17 protein-coding genes are annotated in these 12,911 nt (G+C 60.1%); 11 read left to right on the top strand and 6 right to left on the bottom strand.

Going from position 1 to position 12,911, the window contains the following annotated elements:
- The first annotated feature begins 72 nt into the window (after positions 1-72).
- The 3 genes from MJ122_RS27230 to MJ122_RS27220 all read left to right on the top strand — a co-directional run bounded on the left by MJ122_RS27230 (position 73) and on the right by MJ122_RS27220 (position 1,124).
- Complete coding sequence (locus MJ122_RS27230; RefSeq protein WP_239746847.1) at positions 73-333, top strand: hypothetical protein; 261 nt, start codon at positions 73-75, stop codon at positions 331-333.
- A gap of 71 nt (positions 334-404) precedes the next feature.
- Positions 405-701, top strand: a complete 297-nt coding sequence (locus MJ122_RS27225; RefSeq protein WP_239746846.1) for a hypothetical protein — start codon at positions 405-407, stop codon at positions 699-701.
- A gap of 24 nt (positions 702-725) precedes the next feature.
- Complete coding sequence (locus MJ122_RS27220) at positions 726-1,124, top strand: hypothetical protein (protein ID WP_239746845.1); 399 nt, start codon at positions 726-728, stop codon at positions 1,122-1,124.
- A gap of 76 nt (positions 1,125-1,200) precedes the next feature.
- Here MJ122_RS27220 and MJ122_RS27215 read toward each other — a convergent pair whose 3' ends face one another.
- Positions 1,201-2,034 (bottom strand): hypothetical protein, encoded by an 834-nt coding sequence (locus tag MJ122_RS27215; protein WP_239746844.1) that lies wholly within the window; start codon positions 2,032-2,034, stop codon positions 1,201-1,203.
- Positions 2,035-2,205: 171 nt separating this feature from the next.
- On the opposite strand from MJ122_RS27215, the gene MJ122_RS27210 reads away from it, so the two are divergent.
- The 5 genes from MJ122_RS27210 to MJ122_RS27190 are packed head-to-tail and all read left to right on the top strand — an operon-like array spanning position 2,206 to position 6,272.
- The gene (locus MJ122_RS27210) at positions 2,206-2,982 is read left to right on the top strand and encodes a toxic anion resistance protein (RefSeq protein WP_239746843.1); all 777 of its coding nucleotides are present in this window, start codon (positions 2,206-2,208) and stop codon (positions 2,980-2,982) included.
- Positions 2,983-3,006: 24 nt separating this feature from the next.
- Positions 3,007-3,462, top strand: coding sequence for a hypothetical protein (locus MJ122_RS27205; RefSeq protein ID WP_239746842.1), 456 nt, complete (start codon positions 3,007-3,009; stop codon positions 3,460-3,462).
- Between the two features lie 13 nt (positions 3,463-3,475).
- Positions 3,476-4,579: a toxic anion resistance protein gene (locus MJ122_RS27200; RefSeq protein ID WP_275590852.1), complete on the top strand. Its 1,104-nt coding sequence runs from the start codon at positions 3,476-3,478 to the stop codon at positions 4,577-4,579.
- Positions 4,579-5,550 (top strand): hypothetical protein, encoded by a 972-nt coding sequence (locus MJ122_RS27195; RefSeq protein WP_239746841.1) that lies wholly within the window; start codon positions 4,579-4,581, stop codon positions 5,548-5,550. Before MJ122_RS27200 ends, MJ122_RS27195 begins: the two co-directional genes overlap by 1 nt.
- Positions 5,547-6,272 (top strand): hypothetical protein, encoded by a 726-nt coding sequence (locus tag MJ122_RS27190; RefSeq protein ID WP_239746840.1) that lies wholly within the window; start codon positions 5,547-5,549, stop codon positions 6,270-6,272. The genes MJ122_RS27195 and MJ122_RS27190 overlap by 4 nt, the downstream gene beginning before the upstream one ends.
- 630 nt (positions 6,273-6,902) lie before the next feature.
- Here MJ122_RS27190 and MJ122_RS27185 read toward each other — a convergent pair.
- Complete coding sequence (locus tag MJ122_RS27185) at positions 6,903-7,100, bottom strand: hypothetical protein (RefSeq protein WP_239746839.1); 198 nt, start codon at positions 7,098-7,100, stop codon at positions 6,903-6,905.
- Between the two features lie 430 nt (positions 7,101-7,530).
- Between MJ122_RS27185 and MJ122_RS27180 the strand changes: the two genes are divergently transcribed.
- Positions 7,531-8,565 (top strand): endonuclease, encoded by a 1,035-nt coding sequence (locus tag MJ122_RS27180; protein ID WP_239746838.1) that lies wholly within the window; start codon positions 7,531-7,533, stop codon positions 8,563-8,565.
- 28 nt (positions 8,566-8,593) lie between these two features.
- On the opposite strand, the gene MJ122_RS27175 is transcribed toward MJ122_RS27180, so the two are convergent.
- From MJ122_RS27175 to MJ122_RS27165, 3 genes are all read right to left on the bottom strand, one after another.
- Positions 8,594-8,776, bottom strand: coding sequence for a hypothetical protein (locus MJ122_RS27175; protein WP_239746837.1), 183 nt, complete (start codon positions 8,774-8,776; stop codon positions 8,594-8,596).
- Between the two features lie 79 nt (positions 8,777-8,855).
- Positions 8,856-10,601 (bottom strand): phosphoadenosine phosphosulfate reductase family protein, encoded by a 1,746-nt coding sequence (locus MJ122_RS27170; protein ID WP_239746836.1) that lies wholly within the window; start codon positions 10,599-10,601, stop codon positions 8,856-8,858.
- 134 nt (positions 10,602-10,735) lie between these two features.
- Complete coding sequence (locus MJ122_RS27165; protein ID WP_239746835.1) at positions 10,736-11,233, bottom strand: hypothetical protein; 498 nt, start codon at positions 11,231-11,233, stop codon at positions 10,736-10,738.
- A 208-nt stretch (positions 11,234-11,441) separates the two neighbouring features.
- Here MJ122_RS27165 and MJ122_RS27160 point away from each other — a divergent pair, with 208 nt between their 5' ends.
- Both MJ122_RS27160 and MJ122_RS27155 read left to right on the top strand, forming a co-directional pair.
- Positions 11,442-11,981: a phospholipase D family protein gene (locus tag MJ122_RS27160; protein ID WP_239746834.1), complete on the top strand. Its 540-nt coding sequence runs from the start codon at positions 11,442-11,444 to the stop codon at positions 11,979-11,981.
- Between the two features lie 65 nt (positions 11,982-12,046).
- On the top strand, positions 12,047-12,349 hold the full coding sequence (locus MJ122_RS27155; RefSeq protein WP_239746833.1) for a hypothetical protein: 303 nt from the start codon (positions 12,047-12,049) through the stop codon (positions 12,347-12,349).
- A gap of 120 nt (positions 12,350-12,469) precedes the next feature.
- On the opposite strand, the gene MJ122_RS27150 is transcribed toward MJ122_RS27155, so the two are convergent.
- Positions 12,470-12,889: a hypothetical protein gene (locus tag MJ122_RS27150; RefSeq protein WP_192225826.1), complete on the bottom strand. Its 420-nt coding sequence runs from the start codon at positions 12,887-12,889 to the stop codon at positions 12,470-12,472.
- Positions 12,890-12,911: the final 22 nt, after the last annotated feature.

Genomic DNA, 12,911 nt, shown 5'->3' with positions numbered 1-12,911 from the left:
GTGGCCCTGGGTGTATTCTTTCGGCCAGTACAGGACAACCTATCCAGCCCATCCCCAGACAGGACATCAACGATGAGCGGAAAACCCTACATCTCCATCTCTGTTGCCCTGGTCGGCGAAACTTCCGTGGCTCACGCTGGCGCCGGCAGCTGGGATGCTGATGAAGCAAAGGCTCTCGGAGCGCTGCTTTTCCAACTGGGTTGCGAAGAGTGCGGCAGATTCGCCGGTAGCCCCGGGGAGGCCCACCTGATGGTTGCTGCCCTTGATAAATTGCGGGCAAAGCTAGCGGCACTGACCGGTTTGCCACTTTCCGAAAGGTCTGCCAAAGCATGATTTTCAGAGCTATGTGCAGCGCGTACTCGCGCGAGCACTCCGATCGCGCCCAAGACGAGCGAGTGGTATTCGTGGACGCGGATAACCGTGACCATGCACGTCAGTCGATACCGCTGCTTCTGGCGGCCCTTTGGAGAGTTCTTCCCGAAGAGGTCGAGGTGTGGAATCTGGAAAGCGAGTTCCAGCTGCAGGGCGACCCTTACGCGGCCTCGTTGATGCCGGAGCAGGCGCTGTTCGTAGTGGGGGGAGGGGGAAGCCAAGGGCCTTCCTTCCTTCGCAAGGAGATTGGCCACCCGCTGTTCCTGCTATCGAGGTCGCTTGATCGGGTCACCGAGGCATACATCGCGCTGCAGCGCAGTCGTGATTAAAGAACCAGATTCGGTAGGTTCCCGATGAGAGATACTCCTCCCTTCGACGATGAGTTTGTGCGCCTGCAGGCCCGACCAGGTGAGGAGTGGGCGGCCGCGCGTATGCGGCTTGAGCGCCAGTATCAGCGGCGCATCACCCCTGCACCAGGCTGCAAGGCTTGCGAGGCCCGGCTGGAGCACCTGAAGCGCCTCGCTGACTCCACGCGCAAGCAAGCACAGACGCTGCTCGACAAGATCAGTGAGGCTTCGGCGCCAGTAGATCGGCTTAGCTACGCGATCGAGGCTCAGGCCTATCTCAGGGTTTGCAGAACCCTGAAGCTGTTGCGAGAAGAGGAGTTGGTTGCGCTCGAATCCAAGGCCCACACCAGCAGGTCCAAGGCCGAAGTCGACATCGAGCATCTGCTCAAACGGCCAACGTCGTAGCGTAGGTCTGGCGGAAACTGCATCACCCCAATCCCCAATCCCCAATCCCCAAGCCCGCGTCAGCGGGCTTCTTCGTTCACAGTGGCCACCGGCAATCGTACGGCGTTTCCTGGAGATGCTGGCAGCTCAGATCGAACAGATCCTTCTGCTCACCGGCGAAGCTCAGCGCTGCGTCAAGCCGCGGTAGCGTGTTCGCGAATCGCGTGACGCTGGTGCCGTCGAAGCTGCTGGCGCCGGCGGCCGAGCACATTGCAATTCGGCGCGCGCTATTCACTCGCCCCACGTGGAAGTAGCAGTTGCGGCGGCGAGCCAGGACACCCCATGCCTCCATCGTCTGCAGCTCCCACTCGGTGGACCCACCCAGGAATATGCCAACTGCAGGGCTCAGAAGATCGCGCACATCATCGGGGGTCATGCCGTCCTGCACCGCGAGCAGCAGCGTTTGGGGAAACCCCTGCAGGCGCTCAAGCCATTGGAGACTGAAATCCAAGGATTCCATGCCGCCGGCCACAATATCGGGTAGGACCACCCAGTCCGCCTTCTCGCCGACCTTCTCCAGCGCCCGGCCGAAAGCTGTTTCGTCAAACTTCGTTTGTTGCTGGAACGCGCTCCAGGCACCGTTATCAAGGGCATACCGCTCGAAACCTTCCGTTCGGAGCGCGCCGGCGGCGGAAATTAACAGCCGCCAACCGGCTTCGCGCATCGCCGCCAGGGTAGTGCGTGTTCCTGTTCGGCTTGCGTAGGCAGTCATGGCTGGCGCTGAGTAGCCAAGGCGCTCCTCGATCTCCGGATCGGTGTCTGCGGATCCATCGATGCAGTAGTAATCGGCATACGACATCACGGCTTGGGCTCGGCCGAGGCGCTCGCCGCTTTGATAGCGCGATAGCCAGCTGGGAACACTGATGCTCATGCCTTGGAAATCCTTCGGGGGAGGGATTGCCAGGCTATGGGGGGCTGCTGGGAACCCAAGCTGGCCAGCAAGCTATGAGTTTCGTTTTCCTGCACGAAAAGCGACGGAAATAGCCTCTGACAGGGTTGCAGCCCAGGAATCATGGGACCTCTCACTCAGGAGGTGCCATAGATGACCCAACAAGTGATCACGGTCGATCACCTCAAGCACCAGGTGCTCCCCGACCTGTTCCGTGATCCATCCCGCATCAGTGAATACGGGAACACCGAGGGCGCCGGGAAAAGCATCGACCAGCTGGGCTCGCTAATGCAGCGCGGCTCGATGGGGGCGCTTACCAAGCAGCTATCCCAGATCCTCACCAAGATGGCTGATGCCTCGCCCGAGCGAATCAGCAAAGAGCCCAATTTCTGGGAACGCATGTTTGGTGGCGGCTTGGAGAAACAGGTGCGCTACCAGGTGGCTCGAAAAACGCTGGACGAGATGATCGCAACTGCCGAGGGCCAGGCGCAGGCAGTTCGAGACACGATCTCCAAGCTGTCCGAGCTCATCGAATCGCATGCCACCGACGTTCAGGCGATCCAGACCTACATCCGCGCCGGACGAGAGTTCCTGGAGGAAAACCCCACCGTCGGCGAACCGCAAGGCGCCGGCATGGAGTTCGATCGGCCGCGCGAACGCCTCGCTCGCAAAATTGCGAATTTGGCGGCGCTGCTGGCCTCCCACGAACTCAGCATCAACCAGATGAAGCTCACCCGCGCTCAGGCCATCGACATGCTCGATCGCGTTAACGAGACGGTTGACGTCCTGGTACCCGTGTGGCGCCAACACAGCCTCACCCTGATCACCACGAAGCACATGAGCCCATCGCTCGTTGCCGAGGCCAGCCGGGCGCACAAAGCGTTGATGGCGAGCCTCTCCAGCAGCCTCGAGGGCATCACCCAGGACTGATCCAGCAGACATAGGAGTGTCGACGTGAGCAAAAGCACCTACAGGTTCCGCAACACGCTGCAGCAGGCCAAGGAAGTTGCCTTGGTGTGCCTGCTGTCGTTCGTCGTGATCCCGATGGCAACAGCGACGCTATTGATCGCGGCCGCAAGCGGCTGGTCCGCGAGCGGCGCCACCAACGGGCTCGTCCAACTGCTGGTCGACGTGCAACGAGTTGGCCCCGCGGCTCAGGACGGAAAATTGCGCCTCGTTGTTTGCCAGGACGCGCCTCAACCGCTTTCTGAGGTTCCCGTCTATAGCGCCTGCCACCGCCACGAGGTCATCGACGCCCCCGTATCGCGGGTTGCCGCTGGCGCCTTGGGCGTGCTGCAGCGGCTGTACATCATGTCGGTGCTGTTCAGCACCCTGCTGGTCCTTGGATACCGAGCGCTCCGCGCGCCGGCGACCGATCTCTCTTCCCCCGAACAGAATTTTTCTGCCTGAAAGGAGCTACTCCATGGCTGAACAGAATGTTATTGCCCTCGATGGCGTGAACCTCATGGATCTGGGCTTGCGAGAGGCTGATGTGCCCGCGATATACGAAGTCGCCGGGCGTATCAACCGTGACAACCCGCTGTCGATCGCAGAGTTCGGCCGCGAGGTTGCCGATCACACATCCGCTTACGCCGACTCGCTCCTGGATCAGGTCAACAACCGTGACCTCGACGAGGCCGGCGTAAAACTCACGCAGGTGGTCGCTGCAGCTCAGGCGTTCAATGTGAGTTCGTTGCACCACCGGCGCTCCAGGGTGCCGCTGATTGGCCCGCTGATTGACCGGGTGGCCATGAAAGGCGTGAAGGTCCGCGCCGAGTTCGAAACTACCCGCCAGCAGATCGAGCGCCTGGTGGATGAGGTCTCGCAGACCCAGGCGAGCATTGCGACTCGAAACCAGGCGCTCCACGAGATGTTCGCCGGCGTGCGCGAAGAACATCGGCTGCTCGGCATCCACATCGCCGCCGGCAAGGCCCGGCTCCGTGACCTGCAGGCCGAAGCCGATCAACTGCGTGATTCCATCGGCAACGACCCCGCTCGGGTTCAGGAGTTGTCCGACCTGGATGGGATGATTGCCAACCTCAACAAGCGTGTCGGCGACCTGATGGCGCTCCAGCAGTCGGCGATGCAGTCGCTGCCGGCGATTCGCATCATCCAAGCCAACAACCAGATGCTTATCGACAAGTTCTACACGATCCGCGAGACGACAGTTCCTACCTGGAAGCGGCAGTTCATGCTGGCGCTGGCGCTGAACGAGCAGCGCAATGCCGTTGAGTTGGCTGACACTATCGACGACACCACCAACGAACTGCTCCGTCGCAATGCCCAGCTGCTGCACCAGAACGCCGTGGCCACCGCCAAGGCGAACCAACGCTTGGTGATCGACGTCGAGACACTGCAGCAGTGCCAGAATCTGCTGGTACAGACCGTCGGCGACGTCATCAAAATCCAGCGCGAAGGAGTTGCGGAGCGCGCCAAGGCGGAAAAAACCATCCTGGATATGCGCAGCGGTCTCGCGAAACTGGTCGCTGGCGCCGGCATTAAGCCAACCGCCAAGGAGCTGCACTGATGGTCAGCTTCAAGGCACGCTTCAAGGCGTTGTTCGGTGCCGAGAGGCATAAGCCACAGGTGGAGGGTGAGCTTTCGTTCGTTGAGTCCGTAACCCAAGGTCCGTTGAGTCTTTTGCGTGATCGACAAAATTGGTTTCACAAAGCGTCACTTGGGTTCTTCGGGGCGAACGTGCTGGCCTTGGTCCTTTGGGGCGTGTTCAGCCTGGTCGCTCACCAATACAGGCTTGATGCTGGCATTGACGAAATGCAGGTGCCGGCGAGCGTATTTCAGGCTGTCGATGCAGCCACCTCCAAGGCGCCATCCGGTGACCCGCTGTCGGAGTTTGCCAAGCCCCTGGGACTGAAAACTCTCCCTAGCTTCCTCATAAGTCTCCTGCCCCTAATGGCAGGGGTCGTTTTTGTGGCGGCATTCGTCCGGATGTTCATCTCCGGGGAGGTTACGACAGCGATCTCCGGCGTGCTGGGGGGAATCATGATCCTCTCAGTTCCGGCCGTGATGACTATGGCGGGCCTGTATGCACCAGATAGCACCTCTGACAGCCTGGAATTTCGCCAAGCTTTGCAGAAGAACAAGCACATGCATGTTCGCGCCTACCTGAGAGACATCCAGCTGCCCGAAAAGGAACGAAATTTCGTCGACGCACAGATCGAGCTGTTTGATAACAAGGTAGGGACGCCGGCACAGAAAGCTGTCGCGCAAGATATCCGTAAAGGGGAGCGGCTGACGGACTTCAGCGGTCAATGGGCCTTTGCGCTTGAGACTGCTGCTGGTGGTCCGGTTGAGTCTCCGCTAGCGGTCTCGTACATGACGGCATCCAAGCGATCGGAGCAGGTCTGGCGAGAAGCCGGGAATGTCGCCCGCAATGTGGTCATGGCTTGCGCATTGGCCTCATTCATCGCGAGCACCTTCGGCTACATCCTTCGTCGTCGCATCGAGCGGATCAGCGGCATGCTGGAGCTTCTCGCATGAAGCAGACCAGTCGGTGGGCAGCAGCCGAGATGCCAGTTGTTCGCCAGGTGATGTTCGCCGAGGTGATTGCACAGGGTCCGCTACGGGAGCTTCAGCGCAAGGAGAAAAAGCTCTCTTGGATTACGCAGGGGGCGTTGGTATCGACAGTGCTGGCGCTGGGAGTGTCGGTCGCTGTCGGCCAAATCGCTCAGCAGCATCGACTCAACGGGGGAATCGAACGTCTGCAGGTGCCTGAGAGCGTTTACAAGGTAGTGGAGACGCCAACCAGGATGGAAGGTCGGGTTCGCGCCCGTTTTCCTCTGCATTTCGCGGTTCGGGCTCGAGATTACGCAAAGGTTGCCGAACTCATCGAACATGCTCCGCTGGAGCAGAAGGACCGGGAGTTTCTGACAGCCCAACTCGATCTTTGGCGCGGTAACACGGGGACCGACGCGCAGAAGGCGGTTGCTGATGGTCTGCGCCGAGGGGAGTCGCTCATCCGTGCCGACGGCCAGTGGATCTATGCAATGGAGATGGCAGCTGATGCCCGGGTCGAAACCCCAGAGGCTGAGAATTACAAGGCGGATGCCGTGCGCGCGGGACAGGCTTGGCGCAAGGCAGCAAGCTTTGCTCAGTACGCTTTCCTGGCCATTGTGCTCATCAGCATGCCGATCAGCGGCATCACCATTTTCTTGCGGCGCCGGATCGAGCGAATCACGCATCTGCTGGGGCAACTGGAATGAGCAGGCTCAGCATATACCCGCGGGCTGGTTCCGCTCGTGTCGTGCAGAGGGCATCGATCGCAGGCTGGGTTGCCGGCGTACTATCGAACCCCGACGGCCCTCTTGTCCGTCTTGGCCACCAGATCGACCAAGCCAGCAATGAGGCGTGGTTCCGGTGGAGATGCTTGCCTGCAGACTTGTGCCCGATTGCTGGCGACATGCCCGGTGAAAATTTTTCCCGGGGGCGGCCGAGCAGGGGAGAGGTACTGGAACGGATCTCGCTTTTGGGCAGACAGCCAGGTTCATGCGAGATGGATGCGTGGGTACTGGCGGCCCTGGGAATTTCGCACCTGAAGCTCATGCCTACTCGCTCCTACGGTGATGCGGCGCAATTGCTGTTGGCCCGGCGCGGAGGAGCCAGTTCCGAACTGGGATGGTCGGTGCGAACTCACAGAGACGTCGATGCCGGTTCTGTGGTTGCGCTTGTGGCGTGCCGACCTATGGGAGGAGTGATGGGGCGGTGGTCGCGTTGTACAGTTGGACGCGGCACCGATGAGGCCTCCGCAGTAGCTGTTGCGGTGCTCCGAAGGGAGTTTTTTTCTAAACCGCAGACAAACAAAAGCCCCGCAGATGCGGGGCTTGTCTTTTCGGCTATCCGTGGCTGATCGACCTTCCAGTGATCTCGCGGTACTTCGCCGCCAAATCTTCCATCTCGCCGTAGAGCACGCTGCGCTGCCCCAGGAAGTCTTCGTCGGCCTGGCCATAGTCGATTTTGTGGATTCGACTCCGCACGCCCAGCCATGCACCGTAAATGCGGTCCTCTTCGGTGTACTCGCCCTGGTCCTTCATCTGGCCTCCGTGTTCCTTCCCGGTTATGGGTCAATAGCTTCGCTCGTCGCTACTTGGGAGCAAGTTCGCGCCCTGCCGACTCTCGCAGCCACGGGATTTCGTTCTCCGCAGCGATCAGCGCTTGGCACGCTGGGCAGTCATGGTCACGTACGTCTGGGCCCTCGACCACGTCAGGACACTGGCCGTTGAACGAGTGCGGGATCGACGCTGAAGCGACCTGCAGCAGCTGCAGGAGTACCGAAGATGAAATGGTGGTTTCTTGGGGAAGTCCCATCGCAACGCCTCACGTTAGGTAGCGGTACCGCAACCTTACCATCGCCGGCGGGTTCCCCAAGCTCAGGTTTTCCGACCATAAACGCGGCAGAAAACGACGCCTGGGCTTCTGCCGAACGGGTAGCGTGCCCGGAAATATCCGGTGGAGACGTGCTCGATGACCAGCTTTTCCCTGTTTTCTGTGGCAGCGGATCTTCAACGGCTGCCCAACACCATCCCCCGGTGCGCAAGGGCCGCAGGGGTATTGCTCGCTTTCATGGCTTGCTCGGTGAACGCAGCACCGGATCGCGGCCTTGCGCCGGACGCCGCAGGCATTGAACTGCGCAGGCTCTACGCCGGTTGGAACCAGACCGGGATTGGCGACTTGTACTGCGGCTGCACTTGGGCCTGGACGAAAAACGGCGCCGGCAAGATGCAGCTGAGCGTATGCGGCTACGTGGCCAGCACCCAGCCACGCGCGGCTCAGCAACTGACCTGGGCACCTATCGTTCCGCTGCAGGCTATGGGCAAGGGGAGGGAGTGCTGGCGCCGCGGTGGGGAGAAGGCCTGCTCCGCCGGTGACGACGCATTCCAGGCCATGGCCACCGATCTGCACAATCTGGTACCGGCCGGAGGCGAGGTTGCAATGGATCGCGCTGGCGCTGATCTCGGTGAGCTGCCCAGTTCTCTCCCTCGCTACGGGCTGTGCCCTTCAAAATTCGACCGAGGAGCTGGACTGTTTGAGCCGCGCGATGAAGTGAAAGGACTCGTGGCCCGGGTGACTTTCTACATGGCCGACCGGTATGCGATCCGGTTGAGCGAGCAGCAGCAGGACCTGCTCATGGAATGGGACCGGAGCTTTCCCGTGACTCCCTGGGAGGCTGAGCGCGAGAAGAGGCTCGAGGCCCTCACCGGTGTGCCCAATCTCTTTGTCACCGGAGCGCGAGCTTGGGTTTCGGGCTATGTCCCATCGGCGGATGGGCTGGATGCGGCAGATCGAGAGTCTGCATTGCGTCCGGTAGTGGAGGAGGGCGTCGTCGACAGCTGGACCGGTCCCGTGGTTGGGAACAGACGAACGAATATCTTCTACCTGCCCGAGGGTTGCACCACCAAACGTCGTCTGAACCGTCGCGACCAGGTAGATTTCGACTCGCCGGCAGAGGCGCGTGCGGCGGGATATGAGCTGGCGAAGGAATGCCAGCAGCATGACTGATGTACCGGAGGATGGGGTGGTCACGTCCTCACAGCCTGAGGCCCAGTGCTCGCTGAGCTGTCGCAAGGCCACAACCGGTTGCGGCGCGGTAAGTTTTAACAGCCTCGACGGTTTCCCCGGCCTCGATCAGTCTCTGACAGCGTTCCAGCAGGGACTGATCGACATCAACCAAACATCCAGGGGTTTGTTCGTTACTCTGTTTGGCGCTCATTGGTAGGTGTCCTTGTTGCATGATGGGCATTTGTAATGGGACAAACTTGGTTAGCCGGCAGCCCGCGCAGGCCGCAAAGTCAGAAGAGAGATAGTTGACCAGTCGCTTCGCCCCCAAGCTTGGCTACCAATGCGATGGGATCATTGATGATCGGCATCAGGCCATGAAACCAGGCTTGGTTGCCAACGCGCATCATTCGGTCCCATTCGCCAAGGCTCCCCTTGTAGAGAATGACCGTCCCAAGCCCGACCAAGTAATGGACCACTTCGGAAGGGTTGTCCAAGACGGTGATCCGGTTTAGCGCGTAGTCCAGCTCGAACTCCCAGAACAGCAGAGCACCTTCGTCGTCGATGTCGAACTCTTCGCCAAGGCTGGCGCTTTGGACGTACTGCCCATTGGGCAGACTTGTGGTCTCCTCCCAATCGGCGGCCGAGTGCGACACGCTTCGGAATCCTCGCCACGCACTGTAGTACTCGCTATCCGCAAAAGGCACCTCGGCACGGTAGGCCACGTCCTTCTCGGAGTACGCGGGTATGCCTTCGAGAGAGGGAATCTCGTAGCGTTTGCCTACCTCGTAGATTTCCTTCCAGGTTCGCAGAGCCATGAAAGATCGCTGGTACTGGTATCGGCCCCAGAGTAAGTCCAAGGCAATCAGCTGCTTCTCGTCGAGCAGTTGGAAGCGAGGAGCAATGCCCAGACGCGAGGCGGATTTTTCCTCTCGGATCTGAATGGTCAGGATGATGCGGAGCAGCTCCAGGGTGTAGTCAGGGGCATAGGCGTTCGGGACGATCTTGATAGTGCCCGTACCCTCGTTGATTGTGCGAGCCAGCCAGCAACGGGCGGAGGGGTCGTAGTGACGTGCAAGCATGTAGTTGCGCAGGTCATTCAGCGGCTTCATCCAGGCGTGCTTTCCGCCGTCGGTTGCGATCATGTTTTCCGCACTGGTGTCCTTTCCAATGCGGCCGCAGATCCAGCACCCAGTGCGGGCCGAACACGGTGGCCGGCTCTGCTCACGGCCGGCAAGGTATGCTGTAACCAAACAGTCCCCGCCGTTCGCGTCGCGGTAGATATCGACCAGGTCGTCGAAGGAATCGTACGCCTCGATTTTTCCTGAACGGACCTGGCCGAGGTAGCCGAAAACATCGAACGCGCTCCACTCTGCAATGGGGCTCAACAGCAGTTGCCCGTCTTCCATCGCATCTACTGCCTCTGTTGAGCTCTCACCGCGCTGCAGCATGCGCGCTGCTCGCTGGGCACTCTCCTCGAAGCGCGTGCCGATCAGGCTGACGATCATGGCGTCATTGGGTTTTACGCCATCGTGCTGGGCCACCCAGGCCCTCACCTGCCGTTTGATCCGGTCCAGCGCTGAGGCCTTGAGCATCTGCTGGCATTTCGTGTTGTTGCCCACGGCCATGATGGTGCGCCCAGACAGCAAACCCACCAGATAATCGTTGGAGAGGTTGGGAGATGCCACCCAGACGCGTGTTTCCACGCCGGTGGTTTTGCCGTACTCCTTGATCGCCTTGATCTGACCTTGGTTGAAGATTTCAATCACGGGATTTTCCAAGCCAGTGTTGCTGTGGACTACGTGCAGAGCCGGCGCTTTGAATCCCTCCGCAATGAGCTGGCGCAGTGCAGTGAAAGCCAAGTTGAGTGTCACGCTGCTGTCTTTCCCCCCGCTCCAGGCCACCACCAGATGCATGCCGGCGAGAACCTGCTGCTTGATGGCTGCAACTGCGGCCGAGACTTTCGACTCCAGCGAAAGTGGTGCCAGTTCGATCGTGACCGGTTGGCCGGCGGCGGTGGGGATGTCGAATAGCTGCATGGGAATCTCGCCTTGTACCCAGTGATGACTGGATGTCTGGCCTCCAAGCTACGGTGGCCAGCGGTGATCCCAAGGTTGGGGAGATTGCTCAAACAAAAAGCCCCGCAGAAGCGGGGCTTGATGAGGTTTGCCGGTTACAACAGATCAGCGATTTTCTCGTTGAGGATGTAGTCCAGTTGGGCGCCTTCCGCCTTCAAGATGTGCTTCTTCGTCTCGGGACTGAGCGCGCAGTTGTAGACGACGAACTCGCCTTCCGGTGCGCCTTGCAGGTGGACGTAGGTGGATTTCCGCAGCTTGGGCCGAAGCTTTTTCAGGATCATGGATTCCTCGGCCAACTCGTGGAAGAAGAACTCTGCAAAGCCGTGGAGAGTGGCGGGCTCGACGTAGGGACTGCCGTTGAAATCCAGCATCTGATATCCAGCGCCTTCGACCGTTTTTCGAATGCTGATCAGTGTCTGGTCATCGACGTCGACCTCTACCGGGCCTCCGGTTCCGCCGTACATTGCGGTGCCGATGCGCTTACCGCCGAAGTACACCGAGGCGCTCCATGCGTCACCGTCGGTGCTTGCGCAGGAACGCAGGTTTTTCAGTTCAAGGCCTACGGCTTTGGAGGTGCGGGTGCTCTGGTACATGCTCGATCTCGTGTGATTGGTACTGGCACCCACACTACGCAGTCATCAAGCAATCCCAAGTTGCTGAAGGCAGGGCTTCAGAACGAGCAAGCTGAGCAGTTCTTTTCGTCGTGTTCTTGCCCGGAAAACGCATCTCCCAGGGTGGCCAGGCCAATAACCTCATCGGCAACATCACGTTCCGCTGAGGTTCACTATGCAAAGAAAGGCCTTGCTCATCTCCTTCGTCCTTGCTCTGGGGGCGAGCGCCGCCGGCGCCACCACGCCGATCCCTGAGGCCTCTTACCTGGTTGGGTTTTCTCCCAGAGCTGGCGCCCAGGACGTGGTGCTTCAAGGGATTCAATCGGCTCAATCAGAAATCCTGGTAGCGGCGTATTCGTTCACAAGCAAGCCGGTGGCCATGGCCCTGCTCAAGGCTGCCAACCGAGGTGTCCAAGTCGCAGTAGTCGCCGATGCGAAGGCGAACGACCCGAATAGCCGGACTGGCCGGCGCTACTCCGCGGCGCAGTTTCTTGCCAATAAGAACGTTGCCGTACGGCTGAACAGCCAATACGCGATCCTGCATGACAAGTTCATGGTGATCGACGGCCGTAGCGTCCAGCTGGGCAGCTTCAACTACTCCGCAGCAGCACACTCCCAGAATGCCGAGAATGTGCTGTTGCTCCGCGACGTGCCGAAGCTGGCGCGCCAGTACGCTGAGGAGTGGCGAGTCCTATGGGAGGGAGGAGTGGACCTGCCAGCCAAGTACTGACGGCTTGGGTTCCTGCAGAGGTAGCTCATCCTGGTTGCGACTACTCACTCTCCAAGGACCTTGGCATGGCCCAGAACCACCTTTTCGACTGCGGCGCGGTTTTCGTATCCAAGGGCATCGTCCATCTGTGCGGCTCGCCAGCTGCAGCACACGAAATTTTCGCTCCACTGCTCGAGCGCCATTGCTGTGGGGACTTCGGTGTGGCTGGTGAGGAGAGCGTGGAAACCAACCTCGCCGTGCTAGCTCATGAGGGCGAGATCAGGTCCACCTATCTCGTTTCTTTGATAGAGGACGATCTGCCGATCCTCATGATGCTGACCACCGAAGTGGGTCACCACACCACCCGATTTCACCTGCCCGGCGAGTAGGGCTCCTTCAAGGCTCGCTACGAGGCGCTAATCCATTCCCATACCCTGGCTGCAGAATTGTTGGAGCAGCCCTCCAAACGCAAAAACGCCCGCTTAGCGGGCGTTTTTGTTTGTCTGCCGTTAGCTTCGATCTACGCCCGCCAGCATGGCCAGTTGTTGGCTGACCCAATCCCAGTATCCCGTCATGGTCTGTTGCTGTTGTACGTGCTGGCGCCACAGCTGAACTGGTAGGAGCGGGTGGGTGTCTACGGAGTTGCTGGCGTACCTGGCGCTTAGTTCTACCGGCGATAGTTGGAGATCCTGCCGGTAGGCCTCGGGAACAGTCAGCGGGGCTGGCGCAAAAGCAGCACGAATCTCGTCCACAACTCTCCCTATTTCTATGCCGGTCGTGGTGCTCTTCAGCGTGCGCGTCGACGCCGATGCGGCGACTACCAGCCAGGCATGTCCTGCCGGCACAATGCTGTTCATGCCACCAGCAGCCTCCGTCCGGACGTCCTGCTTGCTGTAGAGGACTGACTCTACGGGGTAGGTGTTTTTCATGCCGACTCCAAGGGCGTCACTG

Source organism: Pseudomonas sp. DP-17, from assembly GCF_022380625.1.
GTDB classification, from domain to species: domain Bacteria; phylum Pseudomonadota; class Gammaproteobacteria; order Pseudomonadales; family Pseudomonadaceae; genus Pseudomonas; species Pseudomonas nitroreducens_A.
Note: the sequence above shows the minus strand (reverse complement) of the source record. Positions and strands in the feature narration are given on the sequence as shown.